Raw genomic sequence first — 22,190 nt, 5'->3', positions numbered from 1 at the left:
GTGCTACTCGAGCCCCAGGTCGCGCCGTGAGAGGATGGGGTCCTGGACGGGCCACCAGAGGCCGAGCTCGGGTGCGTTCCAGAGCAGGGTGAACTGGCCGGGACGGTCGTAGTAAGTCGATTGCTTGTAGTGGAAGATGGCCTGATCGCTCAAAACCAAGTGGCCAAGGCCGTGTTTGGGGGGGATCAGCACCTGCTTCCTGTTGTGCTCGGAGAGGACGAACGAGTCCCACTGGCGATACTGAGGGGAAGCCTCGTCCCAGTTGATTACCACCATGTAGAACTTGCCGATCAGGCAGGAGATGAGCTTCCAGGTCACAGCGTCGCCGTGGATCCCACGCAGCACATGCCTGGTTGAGACCGAGATGTCATCCTGGACGAAATCTGCAGTGATGCCGTGCGCCTTGTAGAGGTCCCTGTTGTAGGTCTCGACGTAATGGCCGCGGAAGTCCTCGAAGATGGTGGGGGGGGTTATCTGAAGCACCCCTTCTAGCTTGCTGGCCTGTATCTGCATAAATCCTCCGGTGTTAGAGCGGTCGCCAGACGACGTAGGAGTTGGAGTCGTCGTACATGTTCCCGAAGCGCTGGTGGTGACTGGCGAGGATCTCGATCCGTCCCCGAGCTTCCAGCTCCTTGAGCCTTGTCAGGTATCCGTCCAGGTACTTCTTTCTTCTGTGGTAGCGCAGGGCGAGGTAATCAGAAAGCCTGGATGCGTCGTAGTACTCGCAGAGGCACTCGACGTTGACGCAGATGGCCGGCTTCTCCCTGAGCAGAAAGTCGAGGAACTCACCGTGCCGCCCCCCTACCTGTTCGAGTGCCCCGAAGGTGTAAACGGCGCTTCGGGGCGCGAGCCTTAGCGTCGGGTCGGGATGGAAGAAGTCAAAGTGCCTCCCCTCGATGTCCCAGCCGCGGTGCTGCGCCAAAAGTGAGATGATCTCTTGGGAAGGGCGGGCCCAGTCCAGCCCCACGAGCTTCTTGCCAGGGTAGTTTTGCGCGAGAAAGGCCAGGTGGGTGGCGGGACCGCAGCCGAACTCGTAGATGGTGTCGTACGGCGCGAGGTAACGGCCGAAGATCCAGCGGCGGAACATCCTGGTGCAGACAAGCACGAACTGGGGATCGATCGGGAGGATGTACTCCCCCATGAAGCGTGCCGGCACGTTCTTCTTGAAGTACTTGGGTACCAGCTTCTCGATGTCATACCCCGACCGGACGAACTCGTCGAGGTTTTCCCCCCACCCCCGTTCCCAATCGGGGAGGCGGCTCGTGCCGGACTCCGGGGTTCCCGGGTCGTCAATCTTGGCAAGCACCTGCAGGAGTACCTGGTCACGCTCGTCCCCCGCGAGGACGCGGTAGTGCGGGTCGAGGCTGGCAAGTTCTTCGCTGCAGCATTCAAGCACCTCCGAGGAGGACGTGCCGAAGAGTTTCGCGAAGTCATCGACGTTCATGATGCTAAACGTCTCCGGGGGGGATGTTTTCTCCATTGCTATGCTCCGTTTGCGGCTGTTCCCGAAAGATGACCCGGATTTGTGGCGCCTGGCTCTCTGCCGGGACCTGTGGTGGCTACAGCCCCTCTTTTGCTTTGGGATCGTAAAAACTCGTGCTGTTGTAGACCGTGCGCACCCGTTCCATTTCATCTTCGCTCAGCGGGGGAAGCTCCGTCGCGGCGATGTTCTCGTCGATCTCGCCCCGGCTCATCATCCCCGGGATGACCGTGGAGACCTCGGGATGATCCAGGCAGTAGCGAAGGGCGGCTTGGGCCGGGGTGCGTCCCGTTCCTTCGGTCAGGAAGGAGAAGAGCCCCGGGGCCGATGCCCAACGCTTCAACTGCCCTTTCGGCCAGTTGGCGCGGTGGTCGATGCCGGCAAAAGACTCTTCACCGGTCAACTTGCCAGTAAGATACCCGAAGCAAAAAGGGGTACGCGCGACGAGGCCGATCCCTTCTTCCCCGGCCAATGAGAGCAGGCCATCATCAATCACCCGCTGGTCGATCAGGTTGAAGTTGACCTGCATGGCCCGAAGCCCGAATTCCTTGTAGGAGAGATAGGCATCGGCAGGCGAGCGGGCCGAGATGCCATAGGCTCTTATCTGGCCCTGCCTCTTCAACTCCTCCATGGTCTCGACAATCCTTCCGTCGTCTCTGAGTGCCTGCAAAGTGGGGCTGTGCAGCAGGTAGAGGTCGAGGTAGTCGGTCTGCAACCTCCTGAGGCTCGCGGCGAGCCCCGTCCGGATGTGCTCAGGAGAGAAGTCGCACGGCATCTCAAATCCGCTGTGCGGGAGAAGCCCCACCTTCGAGCAGATCACGACTTTGTCGCGCACCCTTTTGAGAGCGCACCCGAGGATGTCCTCGCTGTGCCCGTTTCCGTAGAGGTCGGAGGTGTCGAAGAAAGTGATGCCCCGTTCGTAAGCGTAGCGTAGAGCATCGACGGAGACCGCGTCGTCCACCGGTCCATAGGAGTTACCCCCCAGCCCCCAGGTGCCAAAGCCGATCTCGGAGACTTCTAGTCCGGTCCTCCCGAGTTGCCGGTACCTCATGCTACCCTCGGGGGGCGCCCTTGAGGGCGGTGGACTTGGCGGCGGTCCGGATCAGGTGGGGAGCCGACTCCATGGTTTCTCTGAACCAGCGGACCGTTTCCCTGAGCCCATCCTTGAAAGGGGTATAGCGGAAGCCAGAGAGGGAGACAAACCGGGAGTTGTCACTGTTCTTGCGGTAAATGCCGTTGGACTTACTGGTGTCGAAGACGATCCTGGAACTATCCACGCCGGTAAACTCGGCGATCAAAAGCGCCATGTCTTTGACTGAGAGTTCCTCTGTGGTGCCGGTGTGGAGGATACTGTCCTCGTCGTAGTTGTCGAGGCACCACATGAACGCGCGGGCGACATCCTTGGCGTAGGTGTACTCACGCAACGGTGAGCCGTCGCCCCAGAGCGTGATAGGCGCGTCCGTATCGCGGTTCTCGTAGAAGCGGCGGATCAGGGTCGGAACCATGGGCGCGTCGTCCTCGTTGAAATTGTCGTTTTCCCCGAAGATGCCGTTGGGCACCAGGCCGATGACGTTCATGCCGTACTCCTCCCGGTATGCCCTGACCATCGGCTCCACCAGTCTTTTCGCGAACGAGGAGCCGTAGTTGGAGCCGTGGGGAGGGCCGTCATGGATGCAGGATTCCTTCAGCGGGAGCGGCGCATCGGGGGGGTACATGCCGGTAGTGAGGGTCATCACCGTCTTTTTCACCCCGTACAGCCGGGCTGCCTCAATAACGTTGAAGTTCAACAACACGTTGTCGCGCAATATGCTGGCCGGGTGCTTTATGCTGAGCCCAATGCCGCCGCTGATGGCGGCAAAGTGGATTATGGCGTCCGGTTTGACCTGTCTGATGAAATCAAGCGTCGCCCCGCTGTCGAGCAGGTTGCAATCTCTCGACCCGATGAAGACGAAATCTCGGTCGGGATACTCAGAGGTATGTATGGATTTGAGGGCGCTGCCGGCTACGGCGGTGCCGCCTGTTACCAGTATTTTTCTGTACATCGTGGTCATCTCCTCCAAGCGGTACGGCATGCGTCGGCGATGGCCGTTGCATCGAATTTCCAGCGCTTGCGCAGTTCGTTCTGTTTAAGGTTTCCGAGGGCGAAGCTGTCGGGTGGGCCAAGCCGCAAAAGCCGGCACGGGAGTCCCTCCCGCACGCCCCAGTCGGCCACCGCGGACCACATCCCCCCGTAGGGCACGTGCTCCTCGACGACGATGAGTGTCTCCACCTTCTGCGAGAGCTCGCCGAGCGTGGCGGTGTCCAGTGGCTTCACCGTGTGCATCTGATAGACAAAGGGGGTGATCCCTTCGGCGGTGAGGACATCATAGGCCTTCAGGATCTCGTTCGCGATCTCGCCGGTACCGATTATCGCCACCTTTTCCCCTTTTCTCAGGAGCCTCGCCTTACCGAGGACGGCCGGTTCTTCTGCCAGGTACGACGGCTCTCCGAACCGCCCGACTGTGCAGTAGGCGGGGCCGTTCAAGGCGAAAAGTTGCGGCAGAAGCTGCTCTATCTCGCATGGGTCGCCGGGGGCGACCACGGTCATGTTGGGGAGTGCGCTCATAAGCGCCAGGTCGTCGGCTGCGTGATGGGAGACCCCGCTGGTGGAGTAGAGGTAACCGCGTCCCGCACCCACCAGGATCACCGGCAGGTTTGGGTAGGCGACGCAGTAGCGTATCTGCTCGAACGGGCGGGCCGTTGCGAAGGAGGCGATGGAATAGGCCACCGTCTTCCACCCCTCGCTTGCCATGCCTGCGGCGGTGTATATCATCTGTGCTTCGGCGACGCCTGCGTTTATATAACGTCCCGGGAAGCTGTTTTCGAACTCGTCGAAGACCTGAAAACCGAGGTCGCCGGTCACAAAGGCGATGCGCGGGTCGGCTGCCGCCAGGCGGGTCAGGGTCTCTGAAAATGCCTTTCTCACGGGTTGCTCCTTTTGTGCAGAGGGGTTGCCCCCAGTTCCTGGAGTGCCCTTTGAAGGTCGTCATCGGAGGGGACGCGGTAGTGCCAGAGTACCTGGTCCTGCATGAAGCTCACTCCGGCGCCCGCGGTGGTCTTTGCGACGATCACCGATGGTTTCCCCTTTACAAAGGGAACCTCGGAGAGCGCCATTTTCACTGCTGCAGTGGTGTTCCCCTCGACCGTGCGTGCTGCCCAGCCGAAGGAGGTGAACTTTTCTTCCAGGGAGGTGCCCCCCATGAGATCATCCGAGCGCCCAACCGACTGCACGCCGTTGTTGTCTACGATCAGAAGCAGGTTGTCCAACTTGTGGCTCGCGGCAAACGTCGCCGACTCCCAGGTGCTCCCTTCGTTGCATTCCCCGTCGCTGATTAGGGCGACGGTCCTTGAACTGTTGCCGTCCAGGCGCAGCCCGTACGCCTTGCCGGTGGCCATGCCGAGCCCATGTCCCAGGCTCCCGGCGGAGCAGTCAAGCAGGGGGAGGGCGTGTATGCAGGGGTGGCTCGGCAGCGGCGAGTCATCTGTCGCGTACCGATCGAGCCAGGAAACCGGGAAGTATCCCCTTTCCGCCAGCACCGCGTAGAGTGACGCACAGGCATGCCCCTTGCTGAAAATGAAACGGTCCCGCTCCGGCGCTTTCTCCTGTTCCCGCGGTATCCTGAGCCAGCCGTCAAATAGGCATAGAAGCAGCTCGACGCAGCTAAGAGCGCCGTTTAAGTGCCCCTCCCTCCCGTCGTGGGCCATCTGGATGGTGGTGGCCCTTATCGTTCTGGCCCTTTCATCAAGCGCAGTCGCGTACATATGTTGGCGTGTCCTTTTTTTTGCTGGTCGTTTTGCTGATGGGGGTGAGGCTGCTCAACTCCCTGGCGGTATCGATGACCTGCTTCTCTCGTTCCTGTTCGATGCCCGAGTAGTCCTCTTCTAGTTGATAGTAGATGATCTGGCTCCCGGTGAAGTCGAATTTGAACGGGACGTTGATCATGTTGCCCAGTGCGCTCTTGATCTTCTGGTGGCGCTCGGGGGGCGCGAACAGCAGCATGAATCCGCCGCCTCCCGCTCCGGCTATCTTCCCGCCGATGGCACCTGCTTTGCGCGCCTTCTCATAGATGAGATCGACATGCTCGTTGGAGATGCTTGCACTGAGGCTCCGTTTTGCCTGCCACGACTCATGCAGCAGATCGCCGAAGCCCTTGATGTCCTGCGAGCTATTAAGCAGTGAGATTCCCTCGTCCACGAGGTCTTTCATTATGCGGAGCTGCCTCTTCTTGTCATCCAGGTCGTTCACGTACGTGCTGGCGACGTCCGCCGCTGTCCTTTTGATCCCGGAATAGAACAGCATCAGGTGGGAGTTCAGCTCCTGCACCCTGTCCGAGGTTAGCACCACGGGACGGACGGAGATCTCTCCATTTCTGTGGAAGATCAGCTGGTTGAATCCGCCGTATGCGGCTAAAACCTGGTCCTGCGACCCAACGGTTTCCTTGATCAACTCCTGCTCTATTTCGATGCTTTCCATCGCGAGCTGGTGCTTGGTCGGCATGTACCCTCGTAGTGCGTAGAGCGCGTGCAACAGCCCCACGGTGAAAGTGGAGCTCGACCCCATACCGCTGCGGGCGGGAAGATCTCCGACGTGATGAATCTCGACGCCACGGCTCATTTTCATAAAGCGGAGGATCTCGCGGATCGCCGGGTGCTCGATCTCAGCAATCTGCTGGCAGTTCTCGATCTTCGACCAGACGGCCCGGTATTTATGCTCGAAGAAGGGGGGAAGATAGCGGCAGGTGAGGTAACAGTATTTATCAATAGCCGTAGCCAGGACCGTTCCCCCATGTTTCAGATACCAGGCGGGGTAATCGGTACCTCCTCCAAAAAAAGAGATGCGATAGGGCGTCCTGCTGATTATCATAACTCTCCTTTCATGCGGTCCCCCAGGAGAGTCTGGCTGCGCACCAGATCCTCTGGTATTCCAATGTCGATAAATGGACCAGTACAACGGTAGCCGTATAAGCCTTGGGCTACGATTCGGGGAAATATCTCTCTTTCTAGTGAGACACTGTGCCCCCGAGGGATCACGTCCAGCACTGTTCTCGGGAGAAGGTAGATCCCGGCGTTGATCCACCCAGGGCCGCCATCCCCACCCTTCTCTGTGAAGCTTTTTACCAAGAAGTCGGAGCCGGTGATGACGGCACCGTAGCGTCCGACATCTTCAACGCGAGCAAGCGCCATCCCGGCTGGGGCCTTACTTTGTTTCTGTCGCATAGCGAATTCTTCGATAGGGCAGTGGCAGTAGGAATCACCGTTGAGGACCAAGAGCATATCTCCGGATAGAAGGGGTGCTGCGTTGGCCAGGGCTCCGCCGGTCCCGAGCGGCGACGTTTCGACTGAATACGTGAGCGATATGCCGCGGTAGCGGTCGCCGAACTCGTCGCTGATCATTCCCGCCATATAGCCGGTGCAAAGGACTGCCCTTGTCACGCCGGCTTCATAGAGTTGGTCGAGTAGGTGTGCCAGGAATGGTTGCCCTGCCACCTGGGCTAACACCTTGGGGCGGTCGCTTACCACTGAGCGCAGCCGCGTCCCGAGTCCCCCTGCCAGTATTGCCGCGCAAAGGTCCACGCTAGATGTTCCTGCCCTGCATGCGTCCAATGAGGCGGAAGCCTTTTATCAGCTCAGTGATACCGTCGTCCAGGGAGCGCTTTGCTTCAAAACCAGCCTCGCGCAGGCGCTGGCTAGAAACCACATAGTTCCTCTTGTCGGGATCGCTTCCCACTTCTGAGAAGTGGATGTAGAACTGGGGGAGGTATTCCTTGATCTTGAGTGCCAATTCCTCTTTGGAGAGGTTAGCGGCGTCCAGTCCTACGTTGTAGGGCCCGGTCATCTTGTCTGAGTTGCGCATGCAATGGATGAAGCAATCGGCGACGTCGCGGATGTGGATATAGTTGCGTTTGAAGTCTTTTTCGAAGATGACGATGTAGCCGTCGAAGAAGGCGGTGTAGGTGAAGTGGTTAACCAGGAGGTCGAGTCTCGGACGGGGAGACATGCCGAAAACGGTGGCGAGTCGCAAGGTGATAGAGTTTCCCGCAGAAAGTACTAACTCCTCAGCTTCAACCTTGGTGCGGCCGTAGAGAGAGATCGGATCGAGGGAAGACTCCTCAGTGCAGAAGACGTCGCCGGTTTTTGTGCCGTAGCCACTGTTAGTGGTGGGGTACACGATGAATTGCTCCTTCCCCCGCAGCTCTAGAAGAAGCGAAACCGCATCGCGGTTGGTCGAGGTGGCGAGGGAAGGGTCGCGGTCACATGCCGGAGCCCCCACGATTGCTGCCAGCGGGATGATGACATCGGCATTTTTAACTAGCGGCTTAAGCACATCTTTACTACGTGCATCACCCCTGATGAAATCAAAGTCTGGATTGGCGCAAAGATGGTTAAGGTTCTGTTCGCCGTAGATGAGTGAATCGAGTGCGGTAACGCGGTAATCGGCGTCAAGCAAGTGTTCGCAGATGATGGAGCCGAGGTACCCGGCGGCGCCGGTCACTAGGACGTTTTGTTTCATGAAGTTGCTCCAGAAAAAATTTTAATTCTGCTACATTTTGCAAAGGGCATGCCGAGGGTCGTGGCTCGTCTTGAAGCGAAAAAACTAAATAATACGCGCTGTTGTGTTGAGTCAAAGTTTTGATTCGATGGATCGGGTGCCTGGATCTTTGACGCACATGAATGAGAAGGGCGGGATAAGCGGTGCCGGCTTGGTGCTGGCCATCCTGGTGACATTGAAGTGTCTGGCTTCAAGTTTCTGTGCAGCAGGAGGTTAAAGCGGCGTCTGTGCCGCCCCGTCGTGCGGGCCCACAATTCCAAGTCAGCTGCCAGAGAAAAGGTTCTGCCGATGTCTGTGCTGCTGCGCTCCCAAAGTGCGCTGCATCCCTTCGACTCGCGTTGCGTCGTTCGATGCCCAAGGTATTGTCGGGGTGGTTTCAGCAACGGTGATGACCTCGATAGGTTGTCCGTCAACTATGTCCCCCAACCCCCGCCAGGCTGGCTCATTGGAGAGCGGAAGCCACATGCTCCGGTCCTGGCAGAACATTCTGATCGTTTCCGTGGTCTCCGTGAGGGCCGATTTGATCGCCGCGGTGAGCACCGCCGGGTTTAGGCTCTTGACGCAGTGGGCTTTGGTATAGGGGCAGCGCCAGTTGCAGCGGTAGCAGGCAAGCGGCAGGCAGGCAACCGTGGTGAGCGTTGTGTACGGGACGAAGCGGCCGAAATGCCCCCCTCCTAGGAGAATCACGTTTGGTGTGCCTACTGCGCAGGCGATGTGGGCGGTCCCCGTTTCCGCTCCGACGGCAAGGCGGCAGCGGCCGATAATCGCGGCGACCTGGCGCAGGGTTAGTTTCCCGCACATGTTTATTCCTGCCGCCCCGCTCTCGTCGAGGTTTCGTCGTCCCAACTCATGTTCGGAGGCAGAGCCGACGGCGATGAGGGAAAGGCCTTCCTCGCGGCAGACGGGGGCAAGCGCCTTCCCAAAATGTTCGTAGTTGCGCTGTGGGGACTGGGCGCCGGAGAAAAGCGTGACGCAGTTTCGCGGCTCTAGCCCGTGCTCCGTGAAGAAGTCGTCCGCGAAGCGGTGGTCCTCCTCGGTAAGCCACACGGTCGCCCGGAGTGGACCGGGATCGATGCCAAGAGCGAACAGGAAGTCGCGGTGCCTATCTAACTCCGGCTTCCACTCCCCATCGGACTCGACCAACTGCGTGAAGTGCGGGTTGTTCTCATCCCTTATCTCGCGAGGCATGTTGCAGAGGTTGCCATGCATTGCGATCCTCTCTGTTGCGCCGCTGCAGATTGCGAAGAAGTCGTGCAGCAGGTCCCGCGAGTAAACGGAGTAGAGGGCGACATCCGCGCGTAGCGCGGCTATCCGCTGCACCAAGAGATTGCGGTACTGTTCGTTGAAGATGGCCCTCCCCCTGTCGAACCCGATCACCGCGTCGACGTGGGGGGAAGATTCGTACAATTCGGCCACATGAGAGAGGCAGAGGACGGTGAGGCGCGCATCAGGGTAGCGTGTCTTTATATGTGGCAGCATAGAGGAGGCGAGGACGCTGTCACCGATGGAGTCAGGCCGCACGAACAGCACTTGCTTTACCTTAGGGGCCTTGCGACCGATGACGAACATGTCGTCCTTGAAGAAGCCGGGCATGACCTGTGTTATGGAAAGCCCGCAGAGATCGAAGAGGCGCTTCACGCTCCGCTCGTTGTAAAGGAACAGGTGTTCCTTCGGCTTGAACTGGGCCCAGGTGGAAGACTCTCCCCTGTAGCAGGGGGTCTGGAAGACGAAGATCCCGTCATCGGTTAGGTGATCGGCTACCGCTCGGAGCCCCTTAAGTGGGTCCCTGAAATGTTCGATTACATCGAACCCGGTAATGGCGTCGAACTTCTGGAAGGGGAGCTCGACATCCGGAAATAGTCCGCTCACGACGTGCGGCAGATTGAATCTGCTTCGTGCGAAGGAACAAGTATTCTCGTCTACCTCGACACCCACGACCTCCTTCGCGCCATGGTCTCGACAGTAGGAGAGAAACCCGCCATGCGCGCAGCCGATCTCCAGGAGTCGCTCTGGGGCGGCCTTGATTCCCGAGAGTATCTGGTGCCACACCGGTATGCGGTCATGGAAATCGTTAAAAGAGCGCTGTTCTATGCTTGGGAAGTTCACGACTTCGCTCATGTACTCGTGCCAGTAACCTCCCATGGTGTAGAACCGCTGCAGATCCTCCTCGGTGAGCATTTCCCTGACAACATGGGTGCCGCAGGAAGTACATTCCGCGTAGAGAGGGTGCACCGAACGCCGTAGCGTCCCCCCGCACCAGCATGATGAGGCGGTGACGACCACATCCGCAGTGCAGGTGGAGTTAGTCATGCCTGAGTCGTTCCTATAAGGTTCTTGCATCTGATTTTCATCCTTTCGTGCACCCGAATTCTTCGACGCTCCCGTGGGCACTGCCATATCCCTACATAGTAGAGCAATGCATGTGCCAGTTTCTGGAGTGGTTTTTTTTATGAGTATGTCAAAAAAATGAATCGGTACGGCAAGAGGGGCTTAATGGTGGGTGGGCGGCAAGTGACTGGCCACTCCAGTCACTTATCACGGATGAGTGGATGTGTTGAATCTGTTTTAGAAGGGGGTTTGTGCTGCGCCGTCGAACTCGTCTGCTGTCGGATCCATGATCTTACCGCGGGAGTCGGTACCGGAGAACTTGAAGACCATGTGGGACGGGTCGATGGTCGCGTTATTGGTGGAGTTCTGGCTCAGCAGGAAGGTGATGGTGGCGGATTGCTTCTCCTGGTCGTAGACCACGCTAATCGGGTTCTGCGGGATGTACGCCTCGGTCGGGAGCACTGGCAGAAGGTTGTTGTAATAACCGGCGGCGCCGCCGCTCGCCTTCGTGATAGTCCAGTTGCTCGTGTCCTGCACCGATTTCGGGTCCATCGCCGAATCGAAATAAAAGGTGAGACTGAAGGCCTTGGACTGGAGCGGCTGTCCAGTGGTGCTGTCGACCCCGAGAAGGCCGACGAGCGCCGTTCCGGACTCGAGTGCCGGAAAGAAGGTGTCGGTATCGCCGCCGCCGGCCGCCACCATCTGCGGCTGGGCGATGGTCGCCTTCAAAAGCGCCCCCTGCGACGCGTCCAGTATGGTCAGTTTGTTCACTTCCTGCTGGGCGTTGGTGCTGTCGCCGAGTTCGGAGTAGGCAACGCCCAGTTCGAAGTGGGCCGCTGCCATCTTCGGCCGGATCTTCACAGCCTTGGTCAGCTCCTTCACCGCCTCCTCGTACTTCCCCTGTTTGTTGTAGGTGACACCTAAGCTGTAGTAGGGGTTCGGGTCGTTGGGGGCCATCTTGGCGACCTTCTTAAACTGCGCCTCCGCTTCGCTCAGGCGGTCGGTCTGCAGGTATAGCTGTCCGAGTGTGTAGGGCGCGAGGGTGTCGCTGGGGTTAAGACGCGCGGCCTCTTTGAACTCCTTCTCCGCCAGGTTGTACTTCTTCTGTTGCAGGTAGATGTTCCCGAGGTTGGTGTGCACCGAGTCCTGGGTGGGGTCGAGGGCGAGGGAGCTTTTGTAGGTCTTGATGGCCTCATCGGTCTTGTTCTGCGCGAGATATGCGTTGGCGAGGAGGTTGTACGGCTGCGCGGTGGTGGGATCGAGCGAAATGGCGCGTTTGAACTCGTTGGCCGCGCGGGTGTAGTCCTTCTTCTGGAAGAAGGTCGCACCCGAGGCCATGGCGCCGGTCGCTGCCTGTGCCCTCATGGTGTCCTGCGACGTAAGCGTATCGAACATGTCGCTCACGTAATCCCATGCTGTTTTCATTGCCATAACGTCCTCCGCCTCGGGCTTGCCACCCGCTGTACGTATCGGCGCAAGCCGGGCGAAACTTTAATAAAAAGTTGCCCCGTCCCCAGTAAGACGGGGCACGACCAGTAGGTGTTGGTTGTTAACGTAGAACCTAGAACCTAGAACGTAGAACCCGTTTTTCAGTTACCCGTTCACCGCCTGCTTTAGCGAGTTCAGGCTTTCGCGGGCTTCACGGTTCCAGGGCTCCAGGTTGATCACCTTGCCATAGAAGCTTTCCGCCTCCGCAGGGCGGTCCAAAAGGGCGCAGATCTTACCCAGACCCATAAGCGTCTCGATGTTCTTCGGTTCCTTTTCGAGCTCTTCCAGGTAGATGTTGATGGCACCGTCCACGTCGTACCCCTCCACGAAGTAGAAGTCGGCGAGGTTCTTCCTGAAGGTGCCGTTACCCGGCCTCAACTGCGCCGCTTTTTCGTAGTGGATGCGGGCGGTCTCCGTGTCCCCGTGCTCGTAGGCGAGTACGGCCAGATCGTTGTGTGCCGGGGCGAAGTCGGGGTAAATCTCGATAAGTTTGTGCAGTTTGGTCTCGGCGCCTGAGCGGTCGCCGCTTTGCACCATCTGCTGCGAGACCTCGTAGAGCTCCTCCGCGGTCAGTTCGTCATCCTCGCAAGCCGGGACGGGTGCCGCTGACGTGATGCTTGCTTGTGCCGGGGTGGCCGCTGCCTCTCTAAGTGCTTTCAGGCGCTCGCGCGCCGCCTGGTTCCAAGGCTCGATCTCGAGCACCCTCTGGAGGAACGATTCCGCCTCGGCCGGCTGCCCAACCCCCTCGCAGATGATGCCCAGGTTCAGCAGGGTCTCCACGTCGCGCGGGGACTTCTCGTGGAGCTTCAGGTAGATGGAGATCGCTTCTTCGGTCCCGTCCGTCTCGACGTAGAGGAGGTCGGCCAGATTCTTCAGGTAGACATCCTCGTCCGGCTGCAGGCGGACCGCCTCGCGGTAGTGCTTCAGAGCCTGCTCGCAATTGCCGAGCTGGTAGCTCACCGCGGCCAGATCGTTGTGCGCCACGGCGTGGTTCGGGTAGCGCAGCAGATGCTCCTTGAGCGCCCTTTCCACCTTGTCCATGTCGCCCCCGGAAAGGATCGGTTTGAGGTCCGTGTAGGCCTCGTCCGGGCCGAGCGTGGCGGGGGCAGGTCGTGCTGTCTGCGCCGGGGCGGCTTGCTCGAAGCTCTGCAGCGGCTGCGAAGAAAACTGTTCCTGTACCGGTGCCGCCGCGTGGGGCTCGGACCTGACAGTCTGGCTGCTCGCGGCGATCAGCTTGAGCCCGGTGAACTCTTCGATGTGCTGGATACGGAAGCGCTCCACCGTCTTCAGCAGGAACTCGCGCATGCCGTGGTTCGGGTACCCCTCCGGGATGAAACCGATGCTGTCATGCAGCTCCCTGCGCCAGAGCGGGTGCGGTGCCACCTCGGAGAGCTGGGAGAGCTGCTGTACCGTGTAGTCGGGCCAGATCACCTTGCCGTAGCTGGTATGGTTTGCGAAGTTTTCGTGGGGGATGGCGGTAAAGCAGGTGTCGCCGTAGGCGAGCATCGCGGTCGGGTTGGTTTCCAGCGCCGCGGCCAACTGCTCGTAGGCGTCGCGCCTCATGCGGTCGGTGGCGTCGAGTATGGTGAGGTACCTGCCCGACGCCATCTTGAGCGCCATGTTCACCGCTTTAACCGCGGATGCGGCGGGGACCTTAAGCGTGATGAGGTTTCCGTACCGCCTTTGCAGGTCAGCCGCCACGGCCCATTCGCATTCGTCGGAGCCCTGGTCCACCAGGATGACCTCCATCCTGTCGGCGATGCTCTGCTCCATAAGTCCGCTAAGGCACTCCCTGAGGTGGGATTCGCGGTTGCGGGTGACGACGATGGCTGAAACGAGCGTGCCGTTCTCAACCACGGCGACCGGGCCGCCGTTCGGGCGGGTAACTAGCTGGCTCATGAGTATCTCCATTACGATTTGGTCGAAAGCGTGCCCGCTTCGGGTCTCCGCCAGGGTGCGGGCGATGCTGATCAGGTTGATCGAAAGCAACTGCCATGCCAGAGGCCGGAGCGCTCGGCGGTCGGGCTGATAATCCTTCGGGGTGGGAAAGGCGGAGCGCGGCTTCACGCGCCCGACAGAAGTAAGGTGTGTAAGAGCGGTGGGTCCCGGTGACATCCCCGTCAACATTTTGAAAAGATCATATGCTGCGGTTTTGTCAATTTCCCGACGGCTCGCGGCGTGCCGTTGCGGGCGACCGATCATCCGCCGAGCACGATGAGGAAGACGCCCGCCAGCATGATGAGGGTGGGGACGATGCCGCCGCGTTCCTTGAAAAGGTAATGGCCGTACAGGACGCCGAAGAGAAGGCTCAGGCGTTTCACCGCGATCATGTAGGCCACGTTGGTCAGGTTGACCGCGTAGACGTGGGTGAGCGCCTGCAGCGCGTAGCAGACGCCGGGGAGCAGGGCTGACTTCACCGTGCCGTTGCGCGCGGCATGTCCCAGTTCGCCGCGCCCCTTGTAGAGGGTGATCGGGGTGACGGCGAGAACCAGGAGCGGCAGGTAGACCGCGGCGAAGAAAAGGGGAGAGGAGGCGGCGATGGCGCGCTTGCCGAGCGTCGAGGTGACGCTGTAGATCGCCGCGACGCCGAGCATGCAGAGGGCGCCCTTTTCCCGCACGATCGCTTTCAGAGGGGCGAGGAACCCGCTCTCCCCCTGGCCCGATTTCAGCTGGTAGCCACCAAGCGCGATGAGGAGGATCCCGGCCCCCCCCATGGGGGAGATCCGTTCGCCCAAGAGCAGAAACGGCACCACCAAAAGGAGTAGCGGTGTAAGCGACAGAAGCGGCAGGGTGAGCGACAGTGGCGAGAGCTTGAGCGCCTTTGTGTAGAGGATGATGGCGATGGTTTCCAAGGGCAGCGCGGTGAAGACGCAAAAATAGAAGTCGTCACCGATTTCCGGCACCGGGATGAAGGGGAGCGGAATCAGAAAGAGCGGCAAGGTGGGGACGATGCGCAGCCAGGTAACGAGGTATTCGTTGCGCCCCTCGAGGGCGCGCTTCGTCGTCGCGTCGCTGGTGGCGAGGAAGAAAGCGGAGATCACGGTGAGAGGAAACCATAGGGGCATCATGTCGGAAATGATAACGGAAAAAAGCGGCGCCGCAGCAGTAACCTCGCGTATGCGCTTGAAAGAATGGCGCCGGGCGGTTGACTGTCGCGCAAAAAGGGGCCTAATTAGACGTGTGGGGCCAGGGAATTAACCTGTACAGGAGGGTGCCATGTCCAAGAGCATTTTGATCCCTTCCATCGAGCAGAGGCTGCGCGGGCTGATGGAGGTGGGCCGGAGGAACCTGCATGAGCACGGCTTCGTGAACGTGGAGCGGGGCAACCCGACGGTCACCATCACCCGCGAGTTCGGCTGCGAGGGGTATCCGGTGGCGGAAAGGCTGCAAGCGCTTTTGGAGAGCCGCAGCGGCAAGCCCTGGCTGGTGATGGACCGCGCCCTGCTCGATGCGGTAGCGAAGGACCATAACCTCAACCAGGAGATCCTGGAGAACCTGGGGATGAAGAACCGCTTCCTCGACGACATGCTCTCGACCTTCTCGCCGCGCTGGAAGAGCGACAAGGACTATTACCGCCTGCTCTGCCGCCAGATCTTGGCGCTTGCCACCGAAGGAAACGTGATCCTGGTGGGGCGGGGTGCCTCGATCCTCACCCAGAACACCGGCAACTGTTACCACTTCCGGATCGTCGCGCCGATGAGCTACAAGGTGAAATCGGTCGCCGCCCGCTGCGGCATTTCCGCGGACGAGGCCCAGGACAAGGTCCGGGATAAACAGCGCCAGCGCGATGCCTTCCTAAAGGATTTCCTCGGGCGGGACATTACCGATCCGACCCTCTATCACCTTATCTTCAACAACAACCGGTTCACGGCGACGCAGATCGCCACCCTGATGGCCGACGTGGTGCTGCCGTCATCCGGCCGCTAAAGTTCGCCCACCCCCTACAACGTGACCCTGTGTCCATCCCCCTCTCCTGGAAGGAGAGGGGATAGGCGTCGCGACCTGCGCATCCTTCCCATAAGACACCATAAGTCATCTTTGACTTCCCCATTGTCGGACGCTATCATGGCCGGCGACTCAAAGGGGGGCAATATGGCCGATTTTGCGGTGAGCGAGGAGAAAAACCGCTGGCTCAAGGAAAAGATGGAGCAGTTCGGGGTCGCCGAGAAGGATCTGGAAGAGCGCTTCGTGCACGCTTCCGGGCGTGGCGGGCAGCACGTGAACAAGAGCTCCTCGTGCGTGTATATAAAGCATCTCCCCACCGGGATCGAGGTCAAATGCATGGAGTCGCGCAGCCAGTCGCTGAACCGCTTCCTGGCCCGGCGTCTGCTTTTGGAGAAGCTGGAAGGGGCCGGTGGCGGCAAGACTAGGAAGGAGATGGCGGCGGAAAAGCTGAAACGGCAGAAGTCGCGCAGAAAACGTCGAGGCACCGTAAAATATGGCACCGTTGCTGCAGATGGGGAGGAGATGGAGCCGGAAAGCGGGGAAGATGCGGCAACCGGTCAGGATCTGTGACAATATATTGACCGCTTAAGGTGACAGAACACGCTGTTGTTTCTTGCCACGTGCGTCTGATTTACTCCGTAAAGCTTCTAAAAATAAAGTTGACAAGGTTATGAGGACAAGGGTATAAATTTCCATTATCCTCAATAAGACCTTTAGCAGACACCTTAAATACCCCAAACTTTCTCATACCGAACCGGCTCGACACCTCTAGAGTAAACCAGGGTTAATAATTCACAGATCCTTTACACGTTAGCGCTCATCAGGCACACCTCGCATGTACATCCATGCCGTTCGGTGCGACATCCCCGTGCTTTCCATTCAGGCGAACGCCGTTAGCTCTACATTTGCGTCATATCAGGAGAACAGATGAACCTACAGGAACTTAAAGAAAAGAAAATCAACGATCTCACGGCCATTGCCAAGGCGTTGAACATCGAGGGGGCTTCGAGTCTCAGGAAGCAGGACCTGATCTTCGCCATCCTCAACGCCCAGACCGAGAAGAACGGCATGATCTTCGGCGAGGGGGTCCTCGAGACCCTGCCTGACGGGTTCGGTTTCCTGAGGGCGCCGGATTACAACTACCTGCCGGGGCCGGACGACATCTACGTTTCGCCGTCCCAGATCCGTCGTTTCAACCTGCACACCGGCGACACCGTTGCCGGCCAGATCAGGCCGCCGAAAGAAGGCGAGCGCTACTTCGCGCTCCTCAAGGTCGAGACCGTCAACCACGAGTCTCCCGAGGTCGCCCGCGACAAGATCCTCTTCGACAACCTGACCCCGCTCTACCCGGAAGAGAAGCTCATCCTCGAGACCACCCCGGACAACATGTCGAGCCGCGTCATGGAACTGGTCGCGCCGATCGGCAAGGGGCAGAGGGGCCTCATCGTCGCTCCGCCGCGCACCGGCAAGACGATGCTCATCCAGAACATCGCAAACTCCATCGCGCTGAACCACCCCGAGGTGTTCCTGATCGTCCTCTTGATCGACGAGCGCCCGGAAGAGGTCACCGACATGCAGCGCTCCGTTAAGGGCGAGGTCATCTCCTCCACCTTCGACGAGCCGGCCTCCCGTCACATCCAGGTTGCCGAGATGGTCATCGAGAAGGCGAAGCGTCTCGTCGAGCACAAGCGCGACGTCGTCATCCTGCTCGACTCGATCACCCGTCTGGCACGCGCCTACAACACCGTGATCCCGCCGTCCGGCAAGATCCTCTCCGGTGGTGTCGACTCGAACGCACTGCATAAGCCGAAGCGCTTCTTCGGCGCCGCCCGCAACATCGAGGAAGGTGGCTCGCTCACCATCATCGCGACGGCCCTGGTCGATACCGGCTCCAAGATGGACGAGGTCATTTTCGAGGAGTTCAAGGGCACCGGCAACATGGAACTCCACCTGGACAGAAAGCTCGTCGAGAAGAGGACCTTCCCCGCCATCGATATCAACAAATCGGGGACCAGGAAGGAAGAACTCCTCATCCCGCAGGCATCCCTGAACCGGATCTGGATCCTCAGGAAGGTGCTCCACCCGATGAACGTGGTCGACTCCATGGAGTTCCTGATCTCGAAGCTGCAGGGGACCAAGACGAACCAGGCCTTCCTCGATTCCATGAGCAAGTAAAAAACTGTTGAAATTTTGCGGGGGAGGTGCTATTTATGGCTACTTTCCGGCAATACCTATCAAGTTAGATAACGGGGTGCGTCCCCGCGAGGAGGAAGATAATGAAAGAAGGGATCCACCCCAAGTACGAAGAAATTACCGTGAAGTGCCTGTGCGGTAACGAGTTCCAGACCCGTTCCACCAAGGCGGAGATCAGCACCGAGATTTGCTCGCAGTGCCATCCGTTCTACACCGGCAAGCAGAAGCTGATCGACACCGCCGGCCGCGTCGAGCGCTTCCGCAGGAGATACAACCTGGAGAAGTAGCTGCTTTCGCGTTTGCGAATCCGTTCGGAGGGGATTTTGTCACATGGCGAAATCCCCTTGTTTCGTTTTCTATGACACGATCGCACAACATGTTGTCTTTTGAAGGATCTTCATGAAGGTTGCCCTTCTGCAACACACCCCCGAGCCCGAGTTGACCATCGCCTTGGCGGCCCGACTCTGCTATTCGTCGGCAGATATCGAGGCGCTCAAGGAGAAGCTTTCCGGCGCCGACGTTAAAAAATTCCTGGACAAGATCATGTCGCTTGGGCACCAGTCGGTGCTTGAGCACGCCTCGTTCACCTTCGGCGTGGACGGGATCTCGCGCGTCACCAGCCATCAGCTGGTGCGGCACCGGGTAGCCTCCTTTTCCCAGCAGTCCCAGCGCTACGTCTCCCACAAGGAGCGTTTCGCGGTCGTGACCCCCGATTCCATCGCCGGCAACCCCGAGCACCTGAGGCTTTTCGAAGCGCAGGTGGCGGCTGTGCATGCTGCCTATGCCGCGCTGGTAGAGGCGGGTGTCCCGGCTGAGGATGCGCGTTACCTGCTCCCGAACGCGACCGAGACCAAGATCATCATCACCATGAACGCAAGGGAGCTTCTGCACTTCTTCGCGGTGCGCTGCTGCGAAAGGGCGCAGTGGGAGATCCGCGCCATGGCGATCGAGATGCTCCGGCTGGTGAAGTCGGTGGCGCCTACCGTCTTCGAGAAGGCCGGTCCCGGCTGCCTTGGTGGCCCCTGCCCCGAAGGCGCCATGTGCTGTGGGAAGATGGTGCAAGTCAGAGATTTTTTCCGCGAAATGTAGTTTCCCTTCGTTTCAACACACGAGGTAACACGTGTCAAAGATCAACATTGGCGGTCAGGCGGTTTTGGAAGGTGTCATGATGCGGGCTCCGCGCTCGCTGGCCATTGCGGTACGGCGCCCCGACGGCGACATATCCGTTAAGAGCGAAACGGTGATCCCGCTCTCCGAGCGGTACCCCATCACCAAGCTCCCCATCGTGCGCGGCGCGGTGGCGCTCTTCTCGTCGCTGGCTACCGGTATCAAGGCGCTCAACTTCTCTGCGAACGAGGCGCTTGCCGAGGGCGAGGAGAAGGAAGAGATCAACAACTGGGCCATCGCCGGCACCATGGGTGCGGCCTTCGGCTTCGGCATCCTGCTTTTCTTCATCCTCCCGCTCTACCTCACCAAGCTGCTCGTTCCGGTCATCGGCGACTCGAACATCGTCTTCAACCTGGTTGACGGCGTGATCCGCGTTGCTGTGTTCCTCATCTACATCGTCGGTATCTCGAGGATGAAGGACATCCAGCGGGTGTTCCAGTACCACGGCGCCGAGCACAAATCGATCTTCACCTTCGAGGCGGGCGAGGAACTCATCGTCGAGAACGTGCGCAAGTACAGCTGCCTCCACCCGCGTTGCGGCACGAGTTTTCTTCTCATCGTCATGCTGGTCAGCATCGTAGTGTTCTCCCTGATCCCGAAGCTCTGGCCGTTTTATTTCAAGGCCGGTTCGAGGATCGTCCTGCTGCCGATGATCGCCGGGCTTTCCTACGAGGTCCTCAGGTGGACCGCGAAGCACGATAACCACCCGCTGGTGAAGATGATCATCGCGCCGGGGCTTGCCCTGCAGCGCCTGACCACCCGCGAGCCGGACGACAGCCAGATCGAGGTTGCCATCAAGTCCATGCAGGTGGCGCTCGAGCTGAACGGCGGCCACAAGGACGACCGGCTGGTGGTGTAACTAAAAACACGTTCAACGTTCCGCGTTAAGAGACTTTGGGCCTGCCCTGTTTGCTTTTAACGTTGAACGTTGAACGTTGAACGTATTGAGGTGTTTTAGATGTCCATCTTTGACAAAATCGCAGATCTTGAAGTCCGTTTCGAGGAGCTCGAGTCGCTCCTTTCCGACCCTGAGGTGCTGGCGAACCAGACCGAGTTCCGCAAGCTCTCCAAGGAGCACTCCGGCCTCGCCGAGCTGATCACCGCCTACCGCGAGTACAAGAAGGTGCTTGCCGACATCGAGGGGAACAAGGAACTCCTTAAGGAGCCGGACCAGGAGATGCGCGAGATGGCTCAGGCCGAACTGGAGAGCCTCGAAGAGCGCCGCGAGCAACTGGAAAGCGAGATCAAGGTCCTGCTGCTTCCGAAAGACCCCAACGACGACAAGAGTGTCGTTCTCGAGATCCGTGCCGGTACCGGCGGTGACGAGTCCGCCCTCTTTGCCGGCGACCTCTTCCGCATGTACAGCCGCTTCGCCGAAACCAACCGCTGGAAAGTCGAGATCATCTCCGCCTCCGAGTCCGAGCGTGGGGGCTTCAAAGAGGTCATCGCGCTCGTCGAGGGGGATGGCGTCTTCGCAAAACTGAAATACGAGTCCGGCACCCACCGCGTACAGCGCGTTCCCGAGACCGAGGCGCAGGGGCGCATCCACACGAGCGCCTGCACCGTCGCGGTCATGCCCGAGGCCGAGGACATCGATATCGACATCAACCCCACCGATCTGAAGATCGACGTGTACCGCTCCTCCGGAGCCGGTGGGCAGCACGTCAACACGACGGACTCTGCGGTCAGGATCACCCACCTCCCGACCGGCACCGTGGTTGCCTGCCAGGAAGAGCGCAGCCAGATCAAGAACCGCGCGAAGGCCATGAAGGTATTGAAGTCCAGGATACTGGACAACATCGTGATGGAGCAAAACGCGAAGCTTGCCGCCGACAGGAAGAGCCAGGTAGGCAGCGGCGACCGCAGCGAACGTATCAGGACCTACAACTTCCCGCAGGGGCGCATGACCGATCATCGCATCGGACTCACCCTTTACCGTCTCGACTCCATCATGGCTGGTGACATCACCGAGATCGCCAATGCCCTGCGTGCCCATTACCAGATGGAAGCCCTGCAAGCGCAGAGCGAAGGGATGTAACTAAGCCGTTCGCGGCCCCCTTGAGTCCGCCGGCCTCACCGGCCCACCAGGTCCACAACGTCCAAAGCAGGTTGCCATGACCACCAACCCCGAAAAATGGGATGTCCTCAAGGTTCTCAACTGGACCAAGGGGTACCTTGCCGAAAAAGGCGTTGAGAACCCGCGCCTTGAAGCGGAGTGGATGCTCTGCGACGCACTTTCCCTGGACCGGGTCGGCCTCTACCTCAACTTCGACAAGCCCCTGTCCGATGCCGAGCTCACCGCCTACCGCGGCATGGTGGCGCGGCGCGGCAAGCGCGAGCCCCTGCAGTACATCCTCGGGACCCAGGAGTTCATGGGCCTCGAGTTCCGCGTCACCCCGGCAGTACTGATCCCGCGCCACGACACCGAAGTCCTGGTGACCGAGGCGATCGCGAGGGGAGGAGCCGCTGCAAGCATCCTCGACATCGGCACCGGGAGCGGCTGCGTTGCCGTCGCGCTCGCGAAAGCGCTGCCGCAATGCGAGGTGAACAGCGTCGACGTCTCCGGCGAGGCCCTTACCGTCGCTCGTGGCAACGCCGAGGCCAACGGCGCCGCAGTGCAATTTTTTCACGGTTCCCTGTTTGAACCGTTTGCCGGACGCCGCTTCGACATGGTAGTATCCAACCCGCCTTACATCCCCAACCATGAAATGGCGACTTTGCAGCCCGAGGTGCGCGGCTTCGAACCGGCCGGAGCACTCGACGGAGGGGCCGACGGCCTCGACTTCTACCGCAGCATCGTCGATGCGGCTCCCGAGCACTTGAACGCCGGCGGCTGGCTCATCTTCGAGGTGGGTGCCGGTCAGGCTCCCCAGGTTCTTGGCCTTTTGAAGGCAGCAGGCTTCACCGAGGAGACTTTCACGCAGACCGATCCCGCCGGAATCGAGCGGGTTGTCGGCGGCAGGCTGACAGGCCGCACCGCCTAATAAACGAAGAAACAGA

The 22,190-nt window shown here is 59.7% G+C and carries 21 protein-coding genes; 8 read left to right on the top strand and 13 right to left on the bottom strand.

The window, feature by feature from the left end:
- Positions 1-3: 3 nt before the first annotated feature.
- From E8K79_RS12160 to E8K79_RS12100, 13 genes are all read right to left on the bottom strand, one after another.
- Positions 4-513, bottom strand: coding sequence for a dTDP-4-dehydrorhamnose 3,5-epimerase family protein (locus E8K79_RS12160; RefSeq protein ID WP_136514977.1), 510 nt, complete (start codon positions 511-513; stop codon positions 4-6).
- Positions 514-526: 13 nt separating this feature from the next.
- Positions 527-1,480, bottom strand: a complete 954-nt coding sequence (locus E8K79_RS12155; RefSeq protein ID WP_162604656.1) for a class I SAM-dependent methyltransferase — start codon at positions 1,478-1,480, stop codon at positions 527-529.
- Positions 1,481-1,559: 79 nt separating this feature from the next.
- Entirely contained in the window at positions 1,560-2,531 is a 972-nt protein-coding gene (locus E8K79_RS12150) for an aldo/keto reductase (protein ID WP_136514975.1), read from the bottom strand.
- A 1-nt stretch (position 2,532) separates the two neighbouring features.
- The gene (locus tag E8K79_RS12145) at positions 2,533-3,522 is read right to left on the bottom strand and encodes an NAD-dependent epimerase/dehydratase family protein (RefSeq protein ID WP_136514974.1); all 990 of its coding nucleotides are present in this window, start codon (positions 3,520-3,522) and stop codon (positions 2,533-2,535) included.
- A gap of 5 nt (positions 3,523-3,527) precedes the next feature.
- Positions 3,528-4,445, bottom strand: coding sequence for a transketolase family protein (locus E8K79_RS12140; protein WP_136514973.1), 918 nt, complete (start codon positions 4,443-4,445; stop codon positions 3,528-3,530).
- Positions 4,442-5,281, bottom strand: coding sequence for a transketolase (locus E8K79_RS12135; protein ID WP_136514972.1), 840 nt, complete (start codon positions 5,279-5,281; stop codon positions 4,442-4,444). The genes E8K79_RS12140 and E8K79_RS12135 overlap by 4 nt, the downstream gene beginning before the upstream one ends.
- Positions 5,262-6,383 (bottom strand): GHMP family kinase ATP-binding protein, encoded by a 1,122-nt coding sequence (locus tag E8K79_RS12130; protein WP_136514971.1) that lies wholly within the window; start codon positions 6,381-6,383, stop codon positions 5,262-5,264. Before E8K79_RS12130 ends, E8K79_RS12135 begins: the two co-directional genes overlap by 20 nt.
- Entirely contained in the window at positions 6,380-7,093 is a 714-nt protein-coding gene (locus E8K79_RS12125) for a nucleotidyltransferase family protein (protein ID WP_136514970.1), read from the bottom strand. Before E8K79_RS12125 ends, E8K79_RS12130 begins: the two co-directional genes overlap by 4 nt.
- A 1-nt stretch (position 7,094) precedes the next feature.
- Positions 7,095-8,030: an NAD-dependent epimerase/dehydratase family protein gene (locus E8K79_RS12120; protein WP_136514969.1), complete on the bottom strand. Its 936-nt coding sequence runs from the start codon at positions 8,028-8,030 to the stop codon at positions 7,095-7,097.
- A gap of 300 nt (positions 8,031-8,330) precedes the next feature.
- Positions 8,331-10,379 carry a methyltransferase domain-containing protein gene (locus E8K79_RS12115; RefSeq protein WP_162604655.1) on the bottom strand — a complete coding sequence of 683 codons (2,049 nt, stop codon included), beginning with the start codon at positions 10,377-10,379 and terminating at the stop codon, positions 8,331-8,333.
- A gap of 255 nt (positions 10,380-10,634) precedes the next feature.
- On the bottom strand, positions 10,635-11,828 hold the full coding sequence (locus E8K79_RS12110; protein ID WP_136514967.1) for a tetratricopeptide repeat protein: 1,194 nt from the start codon (positions 11,826-11,828) through the stop codon (positions 10,635-10,637).
- 162 nt (positions 11,829-11,990) lie between these two features.
- Positions 11,991-13,784 carry a tetratricopeptide repeat protein gene (locus E8K79_RS12105; protein ID WP_136515546.1) on the bottom strand — a complete coding sequence of 598 codons (1,794 nt, stop codon included), beginning with the start codon at positions 13,782-13,784 and terminating at the stop codon, positions 11,991-11,993.
- A gap of 299 nt (positions 13,785-14,083) precedes the next feature.
- Positions 14,084-14,953 (bottom strand): EamA family transporter, encoded by an 870-nt coding sequence (locus tag E8K79_RS12100; protein WP_246043816.1) that lies wholly within the window; start codon positions 14,951-14,953, stop codon positions 14,084-14,086.
- 148 nt (positions 14,954-15,101) lie between these two features.
- On the opposite strand from E8K79_RS12100, the gene E8K79_RS12095 reads away from it, so the two are divergent.
- From E8K79_RS12095 to prmC, 8 genes are all read left to right on the top strand, one after another.
- Positions 15,102-15,812, top strand: a complete 711-nt coding sequence (locus tag E8K79_RS12095) for a cytidylate kinase-like family protein (protein ID WP_136514965.1) — start codon at positions 15,102-15,104, stop codon at positions 15,810-15,812.
- 165 nt (positions 15,813-15,977) lie between these two features.
- Complete coding sequence (locus E8K79_RS12090; protein WP_136514964.1) at positions 15,978-16,400, top strand: peptide chain release factor family protein; 423 nt, start codon at positions 15,978-15,980, stop codon at positions 16,398-16,400.
- A gap of 357 nt (positions 16,401-16,757) precedes the next feature.
- On the top strand, positions 16,758-18,005 hold the full coding sequence (rho, locus tag E8K79_RS12085) for a transcription termination factor Rho (protein ID WP_135869296.1): 1,248 nt from the start codon (positions 16,758-16,760) through the stop codon (positions 18,003-18,005).
- Positions 18,006-18,106: 101 nt separating this feature from the next.
- Entirely contained in the window at positions 18,107-18,310 is a 204-nt protein-coding gene (gene rpmE / locus E8K79_RS12080) for a 50S ribosomal protein L31 (RefSeq protein WP_136514963.1), read from the top strand.
- Positions 18,311-18,422: 112 nt separating this feature from the next.
- A complete protein-coding gene (thyX, locus tag E8K79_RS12075) occupies positions 18,423-19,112 on the top strand; it encodes an FAD-dependent thymidylate synthase (RefSeq protein WP_136514962.1) in 690 nt (229 codons plus the stop codon).
- A 31-nt stretch (positions 19,113-19,143) separates the two neighbouring features.
- A complete protein-coding gene (locus tag E8K79_RS12070; protein WP_136514961.1) occupies positions 19,144-20,049 on the top strand; it encodes a DUF1385 domain-containing protein in 906 nt (301 codons plus the stop codon).
- Positions 20,050-20,154: 105 nt separating this feature from the next.
- Positions 20,155-21,228: a peptide chain release factor 1 gene (prfA, locus tag E8K79_RS12065; RefSeq protein ID WP_136515545.1), complete on the top strand. Its 1,074-nt coding sequence runs from the start codon at positions 20,155-20,157 to the stop codon at positions 21,226-21,228.
- Between the two features lie 76 nt (positions 21,229-21,304).
- Positions 21,305-22,174, top strand: a complete 870-nt coding sequence (gene prmC / locus E8K79_RS12060) for a peptide chain release factor N(5)-glutamine methyltransferase (protein WP_136514960.1) — start codon at positions 21,305-21,307, stop codon at positions 22,172-22,174.
- Positions 22,175-22,190: the final 16 nt, after the last annotated feature.

This window comes from Geomonas edaphica, assembly GCF_004917075.1.
Taxonomy (GTDB): Bacteria; Desulfobacterota; Desulfuromonadia; order Geobacterales; family Geobacteraceae; genus Geomonas; species Geomonas edaphica.
The sequence above is the reverse complement of the archived record's forward strand: the minus strand, read 5'-3'. Positions and strand labels throughout refer to the sequence as shown.